General features: G+C 61.1%; 20 protein-coding genes. 8 read left to right on the top strand and 12 right to left on the bottom strand.

The window, feature by feature from the left end; all coding sequences use genetic code 11:
• Positions 1 to 21: 21 nt before the first annotated feature.
• Both IE079_RS17780 and aspS read right to left on the bottom strand, forming a co-directional pair.
• Positions 22 to 771: a YebC/PmpR family DNA-binding transcriptional regulator gene (locus IE079_RS17780; protein WP_189578248.1), complete on the bottom strand. Its 750-nt coding sequence runs from the start codon at positions 769 to 771 to the stop codon at positions 22 to 24.
• 71 nt (positions 772 to 842) lie between these two features.
• Entirely contained in the window at positions 843 to 2648 is a 1806-nt protein-coding gene (aspS, locus tag IE079_RS17775) for an aspartate--tRNA ligase (RefSeq protein WP_189578246.1), read from the bottom strand.
• 283 nt (positions 2649 to 2931) lie between these two features.
• Here aspS and fabR point away from each other — a divergent pair, with 283 nt between their 5' ends.
• Positions 2932 to 3555: an HTH-type transcriptional repressor FabR gene (fabR, locus tag IE079_RS17770; RefSeq protein WP_189578244.1), complete on the top strand. Its 624-nt coding sequence runs from the start codon at positions 2932 to 2934 to the stop codon at positions 3553 to 3555.
• Positions 3556 to 3562: 7 nt separating this feature from the next.
• On the opposite strand, the gene IE079_RS17765 is transcribed toward fabR, so the two are convergent.
• The 6 genes from IE079_RS17765 to guaB form a co-directional block, all read right to left on the bottom strand.
• Positions 3563 to 3988, bottom strand: coding sequence for an HIT domain-containing protein (locus tag IE079_RS17765; RefSeq protein ID WP_189578242.1), 426 nt, complete (start codon positions 3986 to 3988; stop codon positions 3563 to 3565).
• A gap of 4 nt (positions 3989 to 3992) precedes the next feature.
• Positions 3993 to 5336, bottom strand: coding sequence for a UDP-glucose dehydrogenase family protein (locus IE079_RS17760; RefSeq protein ID WP_189578240.1), 1344 nt, complete (start codon positions 5334 to 5336; stop codon positions 3993 to 3995).
• Positions 5337 to 5401: 65 nt separating this feature from the next.
• On the bottom strand, positions 5402 to 6394 hold the full coding sequence (gene galE / locus IE079_RS17755; RefSeq protein WP_189578237.1) for a UDP-glucose 4-epimerase GalE: 993 nt from the start codon (positions 6392 to 6394) through the stop codon (positions 5402 to 5404).
• 29 nt (positions 6395 to 6423) lie between these two features.
• The gene (gene tadA, locus IE079_RS17750) at positions 6424 to 6888 is read right to left on the bottom strand and encodes a tRNA adenosine(34) deaminase TadA (protein ID WP_373296227.1); all 465 of its coding nucleotides are present in this window, start codon (positions 6886 to 6888) and stop codon (positions 6424 to 6426) included.
• Positions 6889 to 6954: 66 nt separating this feature from the next.
• Positions 6955 to 8532, bottom strand: a complete 1578-nt coding sequence (guaA, locus tag IE079_RS17745; RefSeq protein WP_189578233.1) for a glutamine-hydrolyzing GMP synthase — start codon at positions 8530 to 8532, stop codon at positions 6955 to 6957.
• Between the two features lie 60 nt (positions 8533 to 8592).
• The gene (gene guaB / locus IE079_RS17740) at positions 8593 to 10056 is read right to left on the bottom strand and encodes an IMP dehydrogenase (protein WP_189578231.1); all 1464 of its coding nucleotides are present in this window, start codon (positions 10054 to 10056) and stop codon (positions 8593 to 8595) included.
• 268 nt (positions 10057 to 10324) lie between these two features.
• On the opposite strand from guaB, the gene xseA reads away from it, so the two are divergent.
• The 3 genes from xseA to IE079_RS17725 all read left to right on the top strand — a co-directional run bounded on the left by xseA (position 10325) and on the right by IE079_RS17725 (position 14261).
• Positions 10325 to 11683, top strand: a complete 1359-nt coding sequence (gene xseA / locus IE079_RS17735; protein WP_189578357.1) for an exodeoxyribonuclease VII large subunit — start codon at positions 10325 to 10327, stop codon at positions 11681 to 11683.
• 190 nt (positions 11684 to 11873) lie between these two features.
• Entirely contained in the window at positions 11874 to 13748 is a 1875-nt protein-coding gene (locus tag IE079_RS17730; protein ID WP_189578229.1) for a propionyl-CoA synthetase, read from the top strand.
• Between the two features lie 303 nt (positions 13749 to 14051).
• Positions 14052 to 14261: a cold-shock protein gene (locus IE079_RS17725; RefSeq protein ID WP_189578227.1), complete on the top strand. Its 210-nt coding sequence runs from the start codon at positions 14052 to 14054 to the stop codon at positions 14259 to 14261.
• Positions 14262 to 14352: 91 nt separating this feature from the next.
• On the opposite strand, the gene leuA is transcribed toward IE079_RS17725, so the two are convergent.
• On the bottom strand, positions 14353 to 16026 hold the full coding sequence (gene leuA, locus IE079_RS17720) for a 2-isopropylmalate synthase (protein WP_189578225.1): 1674 nt from the start codon (positions 16024 to 16026) through the stop codon (positions 14353 to 14355).
• A 145-nt stretch (positions 16027 to 16171) separates the two neighbouring features.
• On the opposite strand from leuA, the gene IE079_RS17715 reads away from it, so the two are divergent.
• The 4 genes from IE079_RS17715 to IE079_RS17700 all read left to right on the top strand — a co-directional run bounded on the left by IE079_RS17715 (position 16172) and on the right by IE079_RS17700 (position 19590).
• On the top strand, positions 16172 to 16675 hold the full coding sequence (locus IE079_RS17715; protein WP_189578223.1) for an Lrp/AsnC family transcriptional regulator: 504 nt from the start codon (positions 16172 to 16174) through the stop codon (positions 16673 to 16675).
• Between the two features lie 286 nt (positions 16676 to 16961).
• Complete coding sequence (locus IE079_RS17710) at positions 16962 to 17234, top strand: BrnT family toxin (protein WP_189578221.1); 273 nt, start codon at positions 16962 to 16964, stop codon at positions 17232 to 17234.
• A gap of 1 nt (position 17235) precedes the next feature.
• Complete coding sequence (locus tag IE079_RS17705) at positions 17236 to 17538, top strand: CopG family antitoxin (RefSeq protein WP_189578219.1); 303 nt, start codon at positions 17236 to 17238, stop codon at positions 17536 to 17538.
• Positions 17539 to 17856: 318 nt separating this feature from the next.
• Positions 17857 to 19590 carry a proline--tRNA ligase gene (locus IE079_RS17700; protein WP_189578217.1) on the top strand — a complete coding sequence of 578 codons (1734 nt, stop codon included), beginning with the start codon at positions 17857 to 17859 and terminating at the stop codon, positions 19588 to 19590.
• Positions 19591 to 19658: 68 nt separating this feature from the next.
• Here IE079_RS17700 and murB read toward each other — a convergent pair whose 3' ends face one another.
• From murB to kdsB, 3 genes are read right to left on the bottom strand one after another with little or no spacing between them, the layout of a single operon-like run.
• The gene (gene murB, locus IE079_RS17695) at positions 19659 to 20705 is read right to left on the bottom strand and encodes a UDP-N-acetylmuramate dehydrogenase (protein ID WP_373296226.1); all 1047 of its coding nucleotides are present in this window, start codon (positions 20703 to 20705) and stop codon (positions 19659 to 19661) included.
• On the bottom strand, positions 20702 to 21184 hold the full coding sequence (locus tag IE079_RS17690; protein WP_189578213.1) for a low molecular weight protein-tyrosine-phosphatase: 483 nt from the start codon (positions 21182 to 21184) through the stop codon (positions 20702 to 20704). The genes murB and IE079_RS17690 overlap by 4 nt, the downstream gene beginning before the upstream one ends.
• A 23-nt stretch (positions 21185 to 21207) precedes the next feature.
• Positions 21208 to 21969: a 3-deoxy-manno-octulosonate cytidylyltransferase gene (kdsB, locus tag IE079_RS17685; RefSeq protein WP_189578211.1), complete on the bottom strand. Its 762-nt coding sequence runs from the start codon at positions 21967 to 21969 to the stop codon at positions 21208 to 21210.
• Positions 21970 to 21971 lie beyond the last annotated feature (2 nt).

Genomic DNA, 21971 nt, shown 5'->3' with positions numbered 1-21971 from the left:
ATCTTGTGGATAAAAAAAGACTCAGCCGTTCAGCTCCTGCAACACCTCGTCGGAGAACTCGGCATTGGAATATACGTTCTGCACATCGTCCAGGTCTTCCAGCGTATCGATCAGCTTGAAATTGGATTCGGTGCCGTCGCGGTCCAGGTCCACGGTTGTGGACGGAACCATGGTGACTTCCGCATTGTCCGGTTCGAGGCCGGCTTCGACCAGCGCTTCCTTCACATCCAGGTAATCTTCCGGGGTGGTACGCACCTCCAGGGAGCCGTCTTCCTGTTCGACGATATCCTCGGCACCCGCCTCCAGCGCCACCTCCATCAACTGCTCTTCGCTGGTGCCTGGCGCATAGCTGAGAATACCCTGTTTGCTGAACAGGAAGGCCACCGAGCCATCGGTGCCCAGATTGCCGCCGAACTTGTTGAAGGCGTGGCGAACCTCGGCCACCGTGCGATTGCGGTTGTCGGTCATCACTTCCACATACATGGCGACACCACCGGGGCCATAACCCTCGTAGGTCAGCTCCTCGTAGTTGTCGTCATCACCACCACCGGCGCCCCGTTCAATGGCGCGCTCGATGGTGTCCTTCTTCATGTTGGCGGTGAGCGCCTTGTCCATGACCGCTCGCAGGCGCGGATTGTCGTTCGGGTCCGGGCCGCCCAGCTTTGCTGCCACCACCAGTTCACGAATGATCTTGGTGAAGATCTTGCCACGTTTGGCATCCTGGGCCGCCTTGCGGTGCTTGATGTTGGCCCATTTGCTGTGCCCGGCCATAAACCACTCCCATTTACTGCTGGCCTGTGAATTGGAATTCGCTCCGGCGGGTGACCGGAGCGGCTACACACTTAACCTTCTGACTTGCCGCCTTCGCTGTCAGCAGACGCCGCTGCCGGCTTCTTGCGCAGGCGGATATTGAGTTCCTTGAGCTGCTTCTCGTCCACCTCACCCGGTGCCTGGGTCATCAGACAAGTGGCACTCTGGGTTTTCGGGAAGGCGATAACGTCGCGGATCGAGCTGGCGCCGGTCATCAGCATCACAAGCCGGTCCAGGCCAAAGGCCAGGCCACCGTGAGGGGGACAGCCGAACCTCAGTGCATCCAGCAGGAAACCAAACTTGGCCCGGGCTTCCTCTTCATCAATGCCCAGAACACGGAACACGGACTGCTGGGTGTCCTCGTCGTGGATACGGATCGAGCCGCCGCCCAGCTCGGTGCCGTTCAGCACCATATCATAGGCCCGGGACAGCGCACTGGCGGGGTCCGCTGCCAATTCTTCCGGGGTACAGCTGGGTGCGGTGAACGGGTGATGGATGGCGGTCAGACGACCATCGTCGGTTTCCTCGAACATGGGGAAGTCCACCACCCACAGGGGTGCCCACTCGCTGGTGAGCATATCCAGATCGTGACCGACCTTGATCCGCAACGCGCCCAGGGCCTCGTTGACAACGGAAGCCTTGTCGGAGCCGAAGAAAACGATATCACCGTCTTCCGCACCGGCACGCTCCATCACCGCCATGGCGGTTTCATCACCCAGGAACTTGACGATGGGCGACTGCAGGCCTTCAACACCCTTGGCAATGTCGTTGACCTTGATGTAGGCAAGGCCCTTGGCGCCATAGATTCCGACAAATCTGGTGTATTCGTCGATCTGTTTGCGGGTCAGGCTGCCGCCGCCGGGCACGCGCAGCGCTGCTACCCGGCCTTTCGGGTCTTTGGCGGGACCGGAGAAGACCTTGAAGTCCACACCCTCAACCAGATCACCCACGTCCACCAGCTCCAGCGGGATGCGCAGGTCCGGCTTGTCGGAACCATAGCGTTGCATGGCTTCGGCGTAGGGCATGCGCGGGAATTCCGGCAGCGCCACCTCCAGCACGTCCTGGAACAGGTTACGGGTCATGGATTCGGTCAGCTGCATCAGGTCTTCTTCGCTGACGAAGGAAGCCTCGATATCCACCTGGGTAAATTCCGGCTGACGGTCAGCGCGCAGATCCTCGTCACGGAAGCACTTGGCGATCTGGTAGTAACGGTCAACGCCGGACACCATCAGCAACTGTTTGAACAGCTGGGGCGACTGGGGCAACGCAAAGAAGGAGCCTTCGTGGGTACGGCTGGGTACCAGGTAGTCACGGGCGCCTTCCGGGGTGGCACGGGTCAGGATGGGGGTCTCAACATCCATGAAGCCGTTGCCGTCCAGGAAATTGCGGAGGTAGCTGGTGACGCGGGAACGGAACCGCAACCGGTTCAGCATTTCGGGACGGCGCAGGTCCATGAAGCGATAACGCAGGCGCACGTCCTCGCCCACATCCACGTGCTCGTCCAGGGGGAACGGAGGTGTCGCGGCGGCGTTGAGGATGGTCAGCTCACGACCCAGCACTTCCACCTGGCCGGTGGGCATGTTGGCGTTCTCGGTGCCGGCCGGGCGACGGCGCACCCGGCCCACGACCTGGATAACAAACTCGCTGCGCACCTTTTCCGCTTTGGCAAAGCTTTCCTCGGTATCAGGATCGAACACCACCTGGGCCATGCCATCCCGGTCACGCAGGTCCAGGAAAATGACGCCCCCGTGATCCCGCCGGCGGTGGACCCAGCCACAGAGCGTGACGTCCTGATCGATGTTTGATTCGTTGATTCCACCGCAATAGTGACTGCGCATACCCGTTCCCATAGCTGTCGTTCAAGTTGTGTGATCTGAAATCGGGCCACCGAACGGTGGCCGCCCCGAAGGGGGATGTGAAAAGCCGGTCATTATAAACACAATCGCGCCCAAAATCAGGGTTGAGTACCCTGTTTTCAGGTACCCGTCCGATTAACGAACTGGCCGGGCGAGATACTGGAGACATTTCGTGCAAACCATCACGGGTAATGGTGATCCGCTACCATCCTCATCATTGGGTGACTACAATAAGCCATCGTCAAGATGTACAAGGATTACCCCCGTGTCAGCCCGCGCTGAACAAAAACTCCGCACCCGTCGCGCCCTGATGGACGCTGCCCTCTCCCAGCTCAGCGCCGACCGGGGCTTTGGCAGCCTCAGCCTGCGGGAAGTGGCCCGCGAGGCCAGCATTGCACCCACCTCCTTCTATCGCCACTTTGCGGAGCTGGATGAACTGGGCCTGGCCCTGGTTGACGAAGGCGGCGTTGCCCTTCGCCAGCTGATGCGACAGGCACGCAAACGGATCGCCCGGGACGGCAGCGCCATCAGCACCTCTGTGGACACCTTTCTGGAATACCTTGCCAACAACGCCAACCTGTTCCGGCTGATGCTGCGCGAACGTACGGGGGTTTCCAAGCAATTCCGCACGGCGGTGAAAGCTGAAATTGATCACTTCGTAACGGAACTGGCGGATGACCTGGCCCGTTTCGGGGAAGAGCGCGGCAAACCTCTCACCAGCCCTCGTACGGTCGCCGAAGCCATGGTGACCCTGGTATTCAACCAGGGCGCGGAAGCACTTGATGCCAGCCGCGAGGAAAAGGAACAGCTACGGCAACGGCTGAAAATGGAGTTGCGGATGGTTCTGCTGGGCTCTCAGATGATGGCCCGTCGCCAACGGTCGGCGTGAGCGGGAATCAGGAGGCCTTCAGCCGGGCAAGCACCGGCGCCATGCGGGTGCGGCATTTCTCAACTTCTTCGTCGGTATAAGGCACTGGCGGCTGGACACCCCACACCGGGCCGGGCCAGCCGGTATCCCCCTGTTGGCGGACGATGTGATGCAGGTGAAGCTGCGGCACCATATTGCCCAGCGCCGCCACATTCAGCTTGTCACCGCTGAACGCGGCCATCATGCCCTCCCCCAGAAAGGACGACTCCGCCAGCAACTGCTGCTGATCAGCCACGGACAACTGATAGATCTCGCGGATGTCCGGGCGCCTGGGAACCAGCAGCACCCAGGGCCAGGTGCGATCATTCATCAGCCGGATGTCGCATAGCCCCGAGCGACCGAGGCTGATGGTGTCAGCCTCGAGCCGCTGATGAAGGTGAAACTCGGCAGCCATCGGGTCAGACGGCCCTGAACTGGTTGCGGCCACGGCCAATGGCGTAATAGACCAGGTCATAGCGATCAAGCATCTGCGGGTCGTACATGTTGCGACCATCGATGATTACCGGTTCACTGAGGGCTTTCGCAATGGCCTCGAAATCCGGCGAGCGGAATTCCTTCCACTCGGTGCAGATCACCAGGATATCGGCACCGCGCAGAGCCTGCTCCTTGGTACCGCACAGCTGCAGGTCATCCCGGTTGCCGTAAATGCGCTGGGTTTCCTCCATGGCCTCCGGATCGAAGGCCTGCACTTTCGCGCCGGCCTGCCACAGGGATTCCATCAGGGTGCGGGCCGGCGCCTCACGCATGTCGTCGGTGTTGGGCTTGAATGACAAGCCCCAGACGGCAACCGTCCTGTTCGCCAGATCGCCCTGGAAGTAATGGCTAACCTTGTCGAACAGTACGTGTTTCTGGTCGTAGTTCACTGCTTCCACCGCGTTGAGCAGTTTTGACTCATAGCCACAGTCGTAGGCAGTGCGCGCCAGCGCCTGAACATCTTTCGGAAAGCAGGAGCCGCCGTAACCACAACCCGGATAGATAAAGTGATAGCCGATACGCGGGTCGGAACCGATACCCCGGCGCACCGCCTCGATATCGGCACCCAGGCGCTCGGCCAGGTTGGCCACCTCGTTCATGAAGCTGATCTTGGTGGCCAGCATGGCATTGGCGGCGTACTTGGTCAGCTCGGCGGAACGGATATCCATGAAGATCATCCGGTCGTGGTTGCGGTTGAAGGGATAGTAAACCTCCCGCAACACCTCTTCCGCCCGGTCGCTGCTGGTGCCAACGATGATGCGGTCCGGCTTCATGAAGTCATTGACGGCGGCGCCTTCCTTGAGGAATTCGGGGTTGGATACCACATCGAATTCCAGCTCGCTGCCACGGTGGTCCAGCTGGAGGCGGATGGCATCGCGTACCTTGTCGGCGGTGCCCACCGGCACCGTGGACTTGTCCACCACTACCTTGTAGTCATCCATGTGCTGACCGATGGACCTGGCTACCGCCAGCACGTATTGCAGATCTGCGGAACCATCTTCATCCGGAGGTGTACCCACGGCGATGAACTGCAGCAGTCCATGGGCCACCGCTTCAGCAACATCCGTGGTGAATTGCAGACGCCCGGCGTCGGTGTTGTGCCGGACCACCGGCTCAAGGCCCGGTTCATAGATCGGAATCTGGCCGTTCTTCAGTCGCTCGATCTTTCCCTGATCAACGTCCATGCAAAGCACATCGTGGCCGGAGTCCGCCAGGCACGCGCCTGTCACCAGCCCCACATAGCCTGTGCCGAAAATGGTAATCTTCATGGGTTCATTCCTTGCCTTCTGATCGAGTTGAAATCACTTTAAATAAAAGCCCTGGCTTACTGATTTTACTGATTTTGTTTTCGGATTTTCTGCCACTTGAACTCCCAGTCGAGAGCCGTCTGGACGATGGTTTCCAGATCATCGTGGTCCGGGGTCCAGCCAAGGGTTTCGGTGATCTTGCGGTTGTCCGCCATCAGCGCTTCCGGGTCACCGGCACGACGACCGGTTTCTTCCACCGGGAAGTCCACACCGGAGCGGGACTTCACCACATCGATAACCTCATGAACCGTAAAGCCCCGCCCGTAGCCGCAGTTGAGTACACGGGAATCACCGCCCTGGGACATATAGTCCAGCGCCATGACGTGGGCCTTCGCCAGGTCTTCCACGTGGATATAGTCACGGATGCAGGTGCCGTCCCGGGTGTCGTAATCCGTACCGAAAATACTCATGCCCTGACGAAGACCGGTCGCACACTCACAGGCCACCTTGATCAGGTGCGTGGCTTCCGGTGTCGCCTGCCCGAGCAGCCCTTCCGGGTTGGCACCGGCAACATTGAAATAGCGCAGGATGACGTACTTCAGGGATGAGGCCGCGGCCAGATCCATGATCATGCGCTCGCTCATCATCTTGGACGCCCCGTAGGGGTTGATGGGCGCCAGGGGCATGTCCTCGGTGAGCACGGTTTCCTCCGGCATGCCGTAGACGGCCGCCGTTGATGAGAACACCATGTAAGGCACGGAGTAGCGCTCCACGGCCTTGAGCAGATTCAGGGTATTGCGGGTGTTGTTGCTGTAGTACTTGAGGGGATTGGCGACGGATTCCGGCACCACGATGTTGGCGGCAAAGTGCAGTACCGCGTCGAACGAGTGGCTGGCGAAAAGGTCGTCGATAGCCTGCTCGTCGGCCAGATCCCCGACCACCAGTTCGCCGGCGGTAACCGCCCAGGCATAGCCGGTGGAGAGGTTATCAAACACAATGATGTCATGCCCGGCCTGGCCCAGCTGGCGCACCACATGACTCCCGATATAGCCGGCCCCGCCGGTCACCAGTACTTTCATGCTGTTGTTCCGTTTCGTCCCTGAATCACTCAGGCCTGAGGTTTGTTTCGGGCCCGACGAATCTGTTCCCGGCGGGCGGCGAAGAAATCTGTCAGTGTCTGCCCGCACTCGGCAGAAAGGATGCCGCTGGTGGTCGCGACTGTCCAGTTGAAGTGCGGCTCTTCCAGGGTGGCACGGATTGACTCAACCGCCCCGCCCTTCGGCTCGGTCGCACCGTAGACCAGTCTGGATATGCGGCTGTGAACCAGCGCACCCACGCACATGGTACAGGGTTCGAGTGTTACGTAAAGCGTGGCACCGGACAAGCGATAGTTGCCCACCCGGGCAGCGGCATCCCGCAGTGCACGGATTTCCGCGTGGCCGGTGGGGTCACAGGACGAGATGGGCGCATTGTAGCCAGTGCCCACCTCCCTGCCATCAAGAACCACCACGGCACCCACGGGCACTTCATCATGGCTCGCGGCCTGGGCAGCCAGCTCCAGGGCACGCTTCATCCATAGCCGATCGTCTTCAGTCTGTTCCGTCACGGTGTTGTCCGGCAATACTGGCAGGCGCCGCCCCTATTCCCACTCGATGGTCGCCGGCGGCTTGGAAGACACGTCATAGGTGACCCGGGAGACACCGGTAATCTCGTTGATAATCCGGTTGGAGACGGTCTCCAGCAGTTCGTAGGGCAGTCGTGCCCAGCGGGCGGTCATGAAATCAATGGTTTCCACCGCCCGCAGGGCAATCACGTATTCGTAGCGGCGCTGGTCGCCGACCACACCCACCGACTTGACGGGCAGGAACACTGCAAACGCCTGGCTGGTCTTGTGGTAAAGGTCAGCCCGGTGCAGCTCTTCCAGGAAGATGGCGTCGGCGCGGCGCAGGATGTCGGCGTACTCCTTCTTCACCTCCCCAAGGATGCGTACACCCAGCCCCGGCCCCGGGAAGGGGTGACGGTAGACCATGTCATAGGGCAGCCCGAGTTCCAGACCGATACGGCGCACCTCGTCCTTGAACAGTTCCCGCAGCGGCTCCACCAGCTTGAGCTTCATGGTTTCCGGCAGCCCGCCCACATTGTGGTGAGACTTGATGACATGGGCCTTGCCGGTCTTGGAGGCGGCGGACTCGATCACATCCGGGTAGATGGTGCCCTGGGCCAGCCAGTTAACATCGGTAATGGCGGTGGCGTGCTCGTCGAACACCTCGATGAAGGTGTTACCGATGACCTTGCGCTTCTGCTCCGGATCGTCAACGCCCTTCAGCCGACCCAGGAACAGGTCTTCGGATGCCGCCCGGATAACCTTGACGCCCATGTTGCGGGCGAACATGTCCATGACCTGGTCGCCCTCGTTCAGGCGCAGCAGACCATTGTCCACGAACACACAGGTAAGCTGATCACCAATGGCACGGTGCAGCAGCGCCGCGGTTACCGATGAATCCACTCCGCCGGAAAGGCCCAGCAGGACCTTCTCATCGCCCACCTGCTCCTGAATCTGGCGTACCGCGTCATCCACAATGCGGGCCGGTGTCCACAGCGCCTCGCAGCGGCAGATATCCTGAACGAAGTGCTCCAGAATACGCTGGCCCTGAAGCGTGTGGGTCACTTCCGGATGGAACTGCACACCGTACAGGCCCCGACTGGTGTCCTGCATGGCGGCCACGGGCGCGCTTTCGGTGGACGCCAGCAGCTCGAAGCCCTCCGGCATGACCACGACCTTGTCGCCGTGACTCATCCACACGTCCAGCAGTGAATCGCCCTGGGCGGTGAGGTGATCCTTGATGTCCTTCAGTAGCGGCCCTTCGGCGCGAACCCTGATCTGCGCATAGCCGAATTCCCGCTTCTCGGAGCTGGCCACCCGGCCGCCAAGCTGCTCCGCCATGGTCTGCATGCCGTAGCAGATCCCGAGCACCGGTACGCCCCGATCAAACACACCTTCCGGGGCCCTGGGCCCGCCGAGCTCGGTGACGGATTCCGGCCCACCGGCCAGAATGATCCCCCTGGGCCGGAATTCATCGATTGCTTCCGCCGTGAGGTCAAAGGGCTTGATCTCACAGTAGACCCCGATCTCACGTACGCGGCGGGCGATCAGCTGGGTGTACTGGGAACCGAAATCAAGAATCAGGATGCGGTGGTCATGGATGTTCTGGGACATGAATTCCTCAACAGACTAGACGAAAACGGCCCTCAGATGAGGGCCGAAAACCAGGCAATGTCAGCCAACTCGGTAGTTCGGGGCTTCCTTGGTGATGGTCACGTCGTGTACATGACTCTCACGCATGCCGGCGTTGGTGATCCGGACGAACTGGGGACGGGTTCGCATCGTCTCCATATCGGCACTGCCGGTATAGCCCATGGCCGCACGCAGGCCGCCCATCAGCTGGTGAACAATATTGCGCATGGGGCCCTTGCAGGCGACACGGCCCTCGATGCCTTCCGGCACCAGCTTCTCGACGCCCTCGCTGGCATCCTGGAAGTAGCGGTCACTGGAGCCCTGCCCCATGGCCCCGATGGAGCCCATGCCACGGTAGGCCTTGTAACTCCGGCCCTGGAACAGCTCCACCTCGCCTGGCGATTCATCGGTACCCGCCAGCAGGCTACCTACCATCACGCAGTAGGCGCCGGCGGCGATGGCCTTGGCAATGTCGCCGGAGAACCGGACACCGCCGTCGGCGATCAGCGGTACGCCGCGATCTTTCAAGGCCGCCGCCACATTGGAAACGGCGGAGATCTGGGGCACACCGATACCGGCAACAATGCGGGTGGTACAGATGGAGCCGGGGCCAATGCCGACCTTGACCGCGTCCGCGCCGGCATCCGCAAGGGCGATAGCCGCTTCGGCAGTGGCAATGTTACCACCAATGACATCCACCTGCGGGTACTGCTCCTTGATCCAGCGAACACGGTCGATGACACCGGCGGAATGGCCGTGAGCAGTGTCCACCACGATCACGTCAACACCGGCCTCAACCAGCGCTCCGACGCGGGCTTCGGTGTCAGCGCCGGTGCCCACGGCAGCGCCTACCCGCAGACGGCCCTGGTCGTCCTTGCAGGCCAGCGGGTAGTCCTTGGCCTTCTGGATGTCCTTGACGGTAATCAGTCCGCGCAACTCGAACTCTTCATTGACCACCAGCACCTTCTCGATACGGTTGCGATGCAGCAACTCTTTCACTTCTTCCAGGTCGGCCCCCTCACGGACCGTCACCAGCTTGTCCTTGGGCGTCATGATATCGGCAACCCGGGTGTCCATCCGGCTCTCGAAACGGATATCGCGACCAGTGACAATGCCCACCAGATCCTTGCCATCAACCACTGGCAGACCGGAAATACTGTTGGCCATGGTAATGTCCACCAGCTCCCGCACCGTGTTGGAGGGGGTAACCGTAATGGGATCCTTGACCACACCGCTCTCGAATTTCTTGACCTTGCGCACCGCCGCAGCCTGCTTCTCGGCCGTCATGCTCTTGTGCATGATGCCGACACCGCCCTCCTGGGCCATGGCAATGGCAAGCTCGGCTTCGGTGACGGTATCCATGGCGGCTGAAATCAGCGGAATGTTGAGGGTAATGCCTTTGGTGAGCTGGGTTTTCAGATCCACGTGCTTCGGCAGCACGTCTGAGTAACCCGGCATCAGGAGAACGTCGTCAAACGTGAGGGCTTCTTCGGCTATTCGCAACATTGGGACCCGCCTTCTGGACAAACTGTATGGAGGCCCGGCGCCATTGCTGGAGCACACAACGGAACCGGTCACCTTAATCGAACTATTATAAGTGTCGCGAGCGCCACAGTAAACTGCACCACAACCGGCCCTGGAGTGCATCTTGCTGAATTTTCGTTGTTTTTAATGCAACGGCTTCTCGGAAAACCCGTATGGCGAGCGAGAAGGTTCTGATAACATGGTGATTTCCGGCCCGACGGCGGGCTTCGACAAGCCCAGAGAGACAATGATGTACCCTGACTCCTCCCAACCCCTTCGCCCTCATGCACTGACCGTCTCCGAACTGAACCGGCAGGCCCGGCACCTGCTGGAAAGCAGTTTCATGCAGGCCTGGGTGGAAGGGGAGCTTTCCAGCCTGTCACGGCCTTCCTCCGGGCACTGGTACTTTTCTCTCAAGGACCAGCGTGCCCAGGTGCGATGCGCCATGTTCCGGGGTTTCAATCAGCGCATCCGGGAGATTCCGAAGGAAGGCGATCAGGTGCGCATTCGCGGCAAGGTCAGCCTGTACGAGAACCGGGGCGACTTCCAGATCATTGTCGAGCACCTGGAGCCGGCCGGCCTCGGCGCCCTGCAACAGGCCTTCGAGGCCCTGAAGGCCAGGTTGGAGGCAGAAGGGCTGTTTGCAGTGGAGCGCAAGAAGCCGATCCCGGAGATGCCCCGCCATATCGGTGTGGTCACGTCCCCGACGGGCGCTGCCATTCACGACATCCTGACCGTGCTAGGGCGCCGCTGCCCCGGCATTCCCGTCACCCTCTACCCGACCGCCGTGCAGGGGCAGGCGGCCACCGCCAGCATTGTTGACGCCATCAACCGGGCCGTTCGCCATGACCAGGCCGACGTGCTGATTATCGGGCGCGGCGGCGGCTCCCTGGAAGATCTCTGGTGCTTCAACGAGGAAACTGTGGCCCGCGCCATCGCCGCCTGCCCCATTGCCACCGTCAGTGCCGTGGGCCATGAGGTGGATGTCACCATTGCCGATTTCGTGGCGGATCTGCGTGCGCCCACCCCATCCGCCGCTGCCGAGAAAATCTCGCCGGACCAGTCCACCTGGATCGCCCGGCTGACCGATACCCGCCAGCGTCTGGTCAGCGCCGCCAGGCGCAACCTGCGGCAACAGGACACACGGCTGGGTCAGATCGCGGCAAGACTGCGAGACCCCCGACACCAGTTGCAGGAAAAAGCCCAGCGCCTGGACGATGTGGAGCTGCGCTTCCGTCATGCCATCCGGCAGCGTCTGGCGACCGAGCAGACCCGCAACAGCCACCTGGCCCAGCGCCTGATGAGCCACCGGCCCTCCCGCCAGATTGGCGAACAGAGCCTGAAGGTGGAACAGCTCGGTGAACGCCTGCAGGCCAGCCTGAATCGGCGGCTGGAAACCGGCAACCAGCAACTGGACACCGCGGCCCGCACCCTGAACGCCGTCAGCCCCCTGGCGACTCTGGGCCGGGGCTACGCCATCGTCTCCAGCGACGACCAGACCGTGGTCCGAGACCCCGCGACCCTGGCCCCCGGGGATCGCATCCGGGCGCGACTGGCGAAAGGCTCGGTGGACGCTACCGTGTCCTCGGTTGCCCCAGGGGCGGACTGACCCGCCGAGCCATTGCCGGCCAACCCGCCCAAGATACCGCCATTTCATGTACACACCTTCACGGCGCCCGGAAATAGCCGCTGCCGGGCTGGTTAGCCTTTGGTCTACTTCCGCTGTAGCACAAATCCCTTACAGTCGAACTCCTATCATGACCAAAAATAACAATGAACCAAGGTGACGAGGTGACCCTATGGATTATCAATCAGAGTTCCGTCGTTCCGTGGACCAGCCCGAGCAGTTCTGGCGCGAGAAAGCCAGTGCCATTGACTGGATCCGCCCCCCGGAAGACATCTGGAAAGCAAAGGACAACGGCCATGGCGACTGGTTTCCCGATGGCCTGATCAACACCAGTGATGTGGCCCTGGATGCCAACATCCGTGCCGGTCGCGGTGACCAGAAGGCACTGATCTACGACTCGCCGGTCACCGACACCACCCACAGCTACACCTACCGGGAGCTCACTGACCAGGTCGCCCGCTTTGCCGGTGTGCTGAAGGCCCAGGGCATTGGCCATGGCGACCGGGTGATCATCTATATGCCCATGGTGCCCCAGGCGGTGATTGCCATGCTGGCCTGTGCCCGCCTGGGCGCCATTCACTCCGTGGTATTCGGCGGCTTCGCGGCCCACGAACTGGCAGTGAGGATCAACGATGCCAGCCCCAAGGCGATCATCACCGCCTCCTGCGGCATCGAAGTCAGCAAGGTGATTGCCTACAAACCCCTGGTAGACAAGGCTATTGAAGAGGCCGATCACAAGCCGGAATGCTGCATCCTGTTCCAGCGCCCACAGGTGACTGCCGAGATGGTAGCCGGGCGAGACCTGGACTGGGACGAGGAAATGGCAACAGCTTCCCCCGTCGACCCGGTACCCGTGGCCGCCACCGACCCCCTGTACATCCTCTATACATCGGGCACCACCGGTAAGCCGAAGGGCGTTGTCCGCGACAATGGCGGCCATGCCGTGGCCCTGCGCTACAGCATGGAACTGGTCTACGGTGCGCAGCCGGGGGATGTGTTCTGGGCAGCGTCGGATGTCGGCTGGGTCGTGGGCCACAGCTATATTGTCTATGCGCCCCTGTTCATGGGCTGTACGACCATTCTGTACGAGGGCAAACCGGTCAAGACCCCGGATGCCGGCGCCTTCTGGCGCGTGGTACAGGACCATGGCGTCAACTATCTGTTTACCGCCCCGACCGCGTTCCGGGCTGTGCGCAAGGAAGACCCGGAAGCGGACCTGATGGGAAACTACGACATCAGCTCACTCAGGCGCCTGTTCCTGGCCGGTGAGCGGCTGGACCCGTCCACTTACGAATGGCTGATCGAGCACACCGGCCTGCCGGTACTGGACCACTGGTGGCAGACCGAAACCGGCTGGGCCATCTGCTGTAACCCGGTGGGCATCGAGGAAATGAAGACCAAGCCCGGCTCTGCCACCGTGCCATCCCCCGGCTATGACGTTCAGGTGGTCAGTCCGGACGGGCGCCCCATGCCCCATGGCGAGCAGGGCCAGGTGGCCGTGAAACTGCCACTGCCTCCAGGATGCCTGACTACGGTATGGGGTGACGACGAGCGCTTTCGCAAGACCTACCTGGACCCCATCCCGGGATACTACAGTTCCGGCGACGGCGGTTTCGTGGACGAGGACGGCTATGTCTTCATCATGGGCCGGACCGATGATGTCATCAACGTGGCCGGTCACCGCCTGTCCACCGGCGAAATGGAGGAAGTGGTCGCCTCACATCCTGCCGTGGCCGAGTGCTGCGTGGTGGGAGCCAGCGACGAAATGAAGGGCCAGGTTCCCATGGGCCTGGTACTGCTCAAGGACGGTGCCACCATTGACCCGGAGGAACTGGAGGAAGAACTGGTGGAAATGGTACGGGACAAAATCGGAGCCATTGCCTGCTTCCGCCGGGCCATCGTGGTGGAGCGGCTGCCCAAAACCCGATCCGGCAAGATCCTGCGGCGGGTGATACGACAGATTGCCGACGGCGAGCAATGGTCAGCACCATCCACCATAGATGACCCTTCCATATTACAGGAAATCAACCAGCAGATGCGCCGATGACCGACTCACGGAATTTTGACATCGTCATGACAGTTGCTTGTTTTGCATGAAAAAGCAGGGGGTGCTCAAGGGTCTCAAAAAATCTTTGACGCCCCCTGAACTGGGTCTATACTGAAAATGCTGTGGAAAGACAGCGGTATTAAGTGAAAGTGTTGCAACGATCTGCTTTTCAGGCGTTCGGTTACTCCTTCCCTCAGTACAACTGCCATCTCCCCAGCAAAACTGTGTCGGTGTGTTATACGGCCACCGGCACCCGAAATAAGTCCCGTGAGGGCGCAACGTTCAGAAACACAGGAAAGATCAATGTCTGATACAAAAACCGGCAGCGTAAAGTGGTTCAACGAGTCCAAGGGTTTTGGCTTTATTGCCCAGGACGGCGGCAGTGACGTTTTCGTTCACTACAGTGCAATCAATTCAAGCGGGTTCAAGACACTGGCCGAAGGCCAGCAGGTTGAGTTCACCGTTACCCAGGGCCCGAAAGGACCCCAGGCGGAAAACGTAACCCCGGTTTAAGGTTACGCATTCCGTCCATTGCCCCTCACGGGCTTTGGAAACCGTCAAGGAAAGCCGGCAACTGCCGGCTTTCCTGCGTCTGGACGACGGGTCAGGCCGTGGCGGGCTCGGCTTCTGCCGTCGCAACCACGTGATTGCCCACCGCCGACAGCAGCGCCTGCAGGGTCGCTGAGGTTGTATCCTCCGCCAGGGCGGCGGAACTGTGGACCTCGCCATTCACCACGGTGCGGATGCAGGCCATGGCATTGGCGGTGGTGCCCTCCCCCAGCGCGAACTCATCGTAGGCTTCCACCGCCACGGAGATGCCATATCGATCCTGCAAGGAGGCAACCACGGCTTCCACCGCACCGAGGCCATGGCCCTTCAGTTCGACCGCCGGCTTGCCGAACTTGATGGTGGCATTCACACCTTCCTCATCCCGGTGCAGGTCGTAGGTGGACAGGCGCCAGCCGTCGGCCACAGCCAGGTAACGATCCTCGAACAGGCGGTGGATGGTGTGGGAGTCAATCTCGCCACCATTGGTTTCCGCTTCCCTCTGCACGCACTGGCTGAATTCGATCTGCAGCCAACGGGGCAGGCTGATCTTGTAGTCCCGCTCCAGTACATGGGCGACACCGCCCTTGCCGGACTGGCTGTTGATACGCACCACTTCCTCGTAGCGCCGGCCCAGATCCCGGGGATCAATGGGCAGGTAGGCCACATTCCACTTGTCACCGTCATTGCGGTAGGCCAGGCACTTGCGGATGGCGTCCTGATGGCTGCCGGAAAAGGCGGTGAATACCAGCTCGCCGGCATAGGGGTGCCGCGGATGGGTGGAAATCTCGGTGCAGGCCTCCACCACATCGGTGATCTCGGCCATGTTGGACATGTCCACTTGCGGGTCTATGCCCTGGCTATACAGGTTCATGGCCATGGTAACCAGGTCCATATTGCCGGTGCGTTCCCCGTTGCCCATCAGCGTACCTTCCACCCGGTCGGCCCCTGCCATCACCGCCAGCTCGGCGGCGGCCACGCCACAGCCGCGGTCATTATGGGTATGCACGCTGACGCTCAGGTGCTCCCGGCGCTGGATCTTGTCACAGATCCACTCGATCTGATCGGCGAACACGTTGGGGGTGGCCATTTCCACAGTGGCGGGCAGGTTGATGATCACCTTCTGGCCCAGGTCCGGGCGCCAGACTTCAGTCACCGCATCCACCACCTCGGCGGCGTAGTCCAGCTCGGTTCCGGTGAAGCTTTCCGGTGAATACTGGAAGGTCCAGTCGGTTTCCGGGTAGCGGGTAGCCAAGTCTTTCACCACTTTGGCACCGTTCACGGCAATCTGCTTCACGCCCTCGCGATCCATGCCGAACACCTGCTGGCGCTGCACGGTGGAGGTGGAGTTGTACACATGCACGATGGCGCGCTTTGCGCCCTCCAGGGCCTGGTAAGTCCGCTCGATGAGTTCAGGCCGGGCCTGGGTCAGCACCTGAATGCGGACATCATCGGGAATCCGGTCTTCCTCGATCAGCTTGCGGCAGAAATCGAAATCCGGCTGGCTCGCGGCCGGAAAGCCGATCTCGATTTCCTTGAAGCCGACCTTCACCAGCAGATCGAACAGACGCTGCTTCTGGGCCACGGTCATGGGCTTCACCAGCGCCTGGTTACCATCCCGCAGGTCCACGGCACACCAGGTGGGTGCTTTTTCAATGACCTGGTCAGGCCAGCGGCGATCCGTCTTGCGAACCGGCTGAAAGGGGATGTACTTGCTGTGATCAAAAGCCATGGTGGTGTCCTTATGTCTGAATCAGCATCAGGAATAATATGACAACAGGATAACGCAGGAAGCCGGGAATTTGTTTGCTTTTTTTGCCCCTGATGACAAACTGGGCGCAACAAATAACCCTTTACGCTACACGGATGGCAATTTAATGCCCATAAAGGACCAGGACCTGCACAAACTGGATCGCACGGACCGCCGCATCCTCGACGCACTCCAGCGCGATGGCGGCCTCAACAACCAGCAACTGGCGGAAGCGGTTGACCTGTCCCCCTCCCCTTGCCTGCGACGGGTGCGGGCCCTGGAGGAAGCGGGCATCATCCGCCAGCGGGTGACCGTGCTGGATCACAAGAAGCTGGGCCTGTCACTGACCGCCATTATCCTGATCGGCATGGACCGGCACACCCCGGAACGGTTCGAAGCCTTCGAGCAACAGGTGGCACAGTACCCGGAGGTGCAGGAGTGCTACCTGATCACCGGCCAGGATGCGGACTATATGCTGAAAGTGGTGGTGCCAGACATGGATCATTACCACCATTTCCTGCTCAACCAGATCACCCGGATACCCGGGGTCAGCGGCGTTCATTCCAGCTTTGTGCTGCGACGGGTCATCGATTCCACCGCCCTGCCCCTGAAATACCTGGAGAGCCTTTGAGTACCAGCTTTCATGCCGGTCTATCCACCGGGCATACCTACGTGCCCAGAGTCCCTGCCGTCCGGAGTTATAGAACGCCGATCAGTTCCAGGGGTGGCCCACGCAAGGGCGTATAACCCCTGCGGTAGCCGTGGGGCCAGACTGTAGAATCCTGAATTTGTGGCATTTTGTTGGGGATTCGGGCGACCTGATCCTGAAGCTATGCGAATGGGTGTTATACGAATGCGTTCGTAAAACCAGCTGTTAGCAAGATGCCGATAGGCACACACTCTGCTAGACTCGTTTCATGAAGCAAATTAACTGGAGTGCTGAAAAGAACCAGCAGTTGATGAGCGATCGCGGAGTTTCCTTCGAAGATGTCCTGTTTGCTCTTCAGTCTGGTGGTTTACTAGATGATGGACCTCACCCCAACAGGGACAAGTATCCGAATCAACGTCTGCTTGTGGTTCGGATTGACGATTACGCCTGGCTGGTGCCGTACGTCGAGGATGATAGAGAAATCTTTCTCAAGTCGGTTATCCCCAGTCGCAAGGCCACCAAAAAATTTCCAGGGGGGTAGCATGGCCAAGACCAAATTAGAGCCCGAAGAGCAAGAGCTGCTGGAGGCTTACGAATCCGGAGAGTTCGAGTCAGATCTGGATGCCGATCGTCGGGAGTACTTGACGAAGGCAGCGGAAGAAATGTTCAAGAAAGACAAGCGGATCAATATACGTATCTCCAGTCGCGACCTGGAGGCACTGCAACGTCGAGCACTGGAAGAGGGACTTCCTTACCAGTCCCTGGTTTCCAGTGTCCTTCACAAGTATGTCTCCGGCGGCCTCAAGGACATCTCTGCTAACAAGTCAGGCCAGCGGACGCGCTGATGCGCGCCGCTGCCTTCTAAGTCCTTCTCGGCCTACTCGGGGTGAATTTAATTACGAAAGCCGAGAAGCGCGGATGTATGGCTTGGAGCTATTTGAGGGCTCCTGGTTTTTCATCATGGTATTGAGCACAAGGATGGCAACACCGGGCCCTGATCCCGACCCCGCCTGACAGTCTTCGGACGCAAGGCATAATTCAGGGCCCCCGGGCCATCTGACCGGTTCATTTCTGGCTCAGGGCACGTACAATACGGGGGATGCCATCAAGGAGCTCAAGAACTCCTTAACCATCAACACCTTCTTTACGTCACGGAACCCATAATGCGAGCTAGCCGTTACCTGATTGCCACCCTGAAGGAAAATCCCTCCGATGCCGAGATCGTCAGCCACCAACTGATGCTGCGAGCCGGCATGATCCGCAAACTGGCTTCAGGCCTGTACACGTGGCTGCCACTGGGCTTGCGGGTGCTGCGCAAGGTCGAGCGGATCGTGCGGGAAGAGATGGACCGCAGCGGTGGCCAGGAGGTGCTGATGCCCGCCATACAGCCGGCGGAACTGTGGCAGGAATCCGGCCGCTGGCAGCAGTATGGCGGTGAGCTGCTGCGCCTGAAGGACAGGCATGACCGGGACTTCTGTTTTGGCCCCACCCACGAGGAGGTCATTACCGACCTGATCCGTAACGAGCTCAAGAGCTACAAGGAACTGCCCGCCAACTTCTACCAGATCCAGACCAAGTTCCGGGACGAGCGCCGCCCCCGCTTCGGTGTGATGCGGGCGCGGGAGTTCCTGATGAAAGACGCCTACTCCTTCCACGTCGGCAGCGAATCGCTGAACGAGACCTATGAGGTGATGCACCGCACCTACTGCGCCATCTTTGACCGCCTGGGCCTGGACTACCGCCCGGTGGAGGCGGACTCCGGCGCCATCGGCGGCAGCGCGTCCCACGAATTCCATGTGCTGGCCTCGTCAGGTGAGGACGAGATCGCCTTCAGTACAGAAAGCGACTACGCCGCCAACCTCGAGAAGGCGGTGGCCCTGGCCCCCACCGATGACCGCCCGCAGCCGTCCGAGGACATGACGGAAGTGGCAACCCCGGGCCAGACCACCATTGCCGCCATCTCGGATTTCCTGAAAGTGCCCACAGAGAAGACGGTCAAGACCCTGCTGGTCAAGGCGGAAGCGGAAGACGGCGAGGAACGTGGCCTGGTGGCGCTGATCCTGCGCGGTGACCACACCCTCAACGATATCAAGGCGGAAAACCTGCCGGGTATTGCCGAACCGCTGACCATGGCCACCGACGAGGAAATCCGCAAGGCGACCGGTTGCCCTCCCGGCTCCATCGGGCCGGTCAAACTGCCGGTGCCGGTGATTGTCGACCGAGCTGCCGCGCATCTCGCGGACTTTGTCTGCGGGGCCAATCGTGAGGGTTATCACCTGACCGGCGTAAACTGGGAACGGGACCTTCCGCTGGGCCGTGTAGAGGACCTGCGCAATGTGGTGGAGGGTGACCTCAGCCCTGATGGCAAGGGTGTGCTGGAGATCCGTCGCGGCATCGAAGTGGGCCACATCTTCAAGCTGGGCAACAAGTATAGCAAGGCCATGGGCGCCACGGTGCTGGACGAGAATGGCAAGAGTGCCCTTCTGGAAATGGGCTGCTATGGCATCGGCGTGTCACGTATTGTGGCGGCGGCTATCGAGCAGAATCACGACGACCGGGGCATTATCTGGCCGGACGCCATTGCACCGTTCGAGGTAGCCGTTGTGACCCTCAACGGCCACAAGTCACCAGCCGTGCAGGAAGCCGGGGAGAAGCTGTACGAACAGCTGAGCCAGGCGGGCTTCGACGTGCTGCTGGATGACCGCAAAGAACGCCCGGGCGTGAAGTTCGCGGACCTGGAACTGACCGGCCTGCCCCACCGGGTGGTGGTTTCCGACCGCGGGCTGACTGCCGGCACCCTGGAGTACAAGGGGCGCCGGGATGCGGACAAGCAGGACCTGCCCATAGACGAGATTCTGCCGTTCCTGCAGAACGCTTCCCCCCGCCGGGGCCACTGACCCCGGCACTGGCAAGAGGCGGGCGACCGGGAACACCGTCTCCGGTCGCCCGCTTCAACAGCCTTGCCTCAGTCTCGCGGGGCCAGGCCACAGTCGGCAGGCACCACCCCGGGTTCCACTTCCAGGGTCACCCCATAAGAATCCTGAACATCGTCCCGGATACGCCTCGCCAGGGCCAGCACATCGGCACCGGTTCCCGAGGAATGATTCACCAGTACCAGCGCCTGCCGGTGATGGACGCCCACAGTCCGGTTGCGGTACCCCTTCCAGCCACACTGCTCGATCAGCCACCCGGCCGCCAGCTTGACGCCGTCGTCCATGGGATAGGCCACCATTTCCGGCCATTGCTCCTGCAGGGCCTGCCACTGCGCTCGGGGCACCACCGGATTCTTGAAGAAACTGCCGGTATTGGGCAGCTGCGACGGATCCGGCAGCTTGCGACGACGCAATGCCATGACCGCTTCCGCCACCGCCATGGGTGAGGATGGCTCTTTGTCGTCAAACCACTGGCTCAACTGGCCATAACCCAGCACATAGGGCCGGCTACGGCTCAGGGCAAGACGGATCTCCAGGATCAGGTAGCGGTCAGCTTCCTGTTTGAACAGGCTGTCCCGATAACCGAAACGGCAGTCTGCGGCGGTCAGGGATACTTCCTGCCCGGCCTGCCGGTCCCAGGCAGTCAGGCCGACGAAGGTATCGGACAGTTCCACCCCGTAGGCGCCGATATTCTGTACCGGGGCGGCCCCGGCGGTGCCGGGTATAAGCGCCAGGTTCTCCAGTCCACCGTAGCCCGCGGCGGCGGCATAGAGTACTGCCTGATGCCAGTTCTCACCGGCTGCAAGCACCAGCGTGGCTGAATCCCCTTCCACCGACGCCCAGTGGCGCCCCTTCAACGCCATGTGCAGCACCAGGCCGGGGAAGTCGTCGCAGAAGATCAGGTTGCTGCCACCGCCCACCAGCTGCACCGGAAGCCCTTGCTCCGACGCCCACTCCAAAGCATTCCTGGCCTCGCGGGCATCGCGGGCGGATACAAGGTAGCGTGCCACGGCAGGGGTCGCCATGGTGCTCAGGTTCTCCAGGGAGGCGTTTTCGATCAGGTTGCGGGGCCGCATCAGTCCAGACGTGTCCGGATATCGGCCAGCAGACCGTCACTGGCCTCGGTGATCATGTCCAGCACACGCTCGAAACCATCGTCGCCACCGTAGTAGGGGTCAGGCACCTCATCCTCGTGCTGGCGCGCCAGAAAATCGAGAAACAGCCGTGGCTCGGTGCCGCCCTGCTGATGCCAGATGTCCCGCACATCCGCCAGATTCTGCCGGTCCATGGTCAGGATGTAGTCAAACACCTCAAGATCTGCGGGCTGAAACTGGCGTGCCCGCAGGTGGCCGATATCAATGCCACGGCTGGCCGCAGCCTGCCGTGCCCGCTCGTCCGGCGCCTTGCCCACATGCCAGCTGCCGGTACCGCAGGAATCCACCTCAACATGGTCCGCCAGGCCATGGCGCTCCAGCTGTTGGCGGAACACACCTTCGGCGGTGGGTGATCGGCAGATATTGCCCAGGCATACGAACAGTACGCGAACTCGGTTGCTCATCGGGGTCTCCTCAATCCAGTTCTTCAAGCCAGCTGCCGGCGCACGCGCTCCAGGTCTTCCCGGGTATCCACGCCGGCCGGCGGTGTTTCGGACGCCTCACTGACGTGTATCCGTGCGCCGTTGTACAGGGCCCGCAACTGCTCAAGGCTCTCCATGGTCTCGGTGGGCGCAGGCGGCCAGCTGACAAAGCGATGCAGCAGGCTGACCCGGTACCCATAGATACCGATATGGCGCCACGCCCGGTAGTCATCCGGCAGGGTGTCGGGCATCGTCAGGGGCTGCCACTGGTCGCGCAGCCAGGGCATGGGTGCGCGGCTGAAATAATGGGCGTAGCCATCGTGGTCACGCACTACCTTGACCACGTTGGGGTTGAACAGGTCCGCCGGCCGGACAATACGTTCGCACAGGGTGGAAATGGCAGCCTCAGGATAATCATTCAGGGCGCCGGCCACCTGGTCGATCAGACCCGGCGGAATCAACGGCTCATCCCCCTGTACATTCACTACCCGGGCGTCATCCCCCAGCCCCAGCCTGGCCACCACCTCCTGCAGGCGGTCGGTGCCGCTGGCATGATCCGGGGAGGTCATCACCGCTTCCGCACCAAAGCCCCCACAAACCTCCGCAATACGCTCGTCATCGGTGGCCACCAGTACCCGGCTGGCGCTGCTGCGGCAGGCCTGCTCGTATACGTGACGGATCATCGGCGAGCCGTTGATGTCAGCCAGGGGCTTGCCTGGCAGGCGGGAGGAGGCGTATCTGGCCGGAATCACAACGGTAAAGGACATGG

The sequence above is a fragment of the Marinobacter zhanjiangensis genome (assembly GCF_014651935.1).
GTDB lineage: Bacteria > Pseudomonadota > Gammaproteobacteria > Pseudomonadales > Oleiphilaceae > Marinobacter > Marinobacter zhanjiangensis.
Note: the sequence above shows the minus strand (reverse complement) of the source record. Positions and strands in the feature narration are given on the sequence as shown.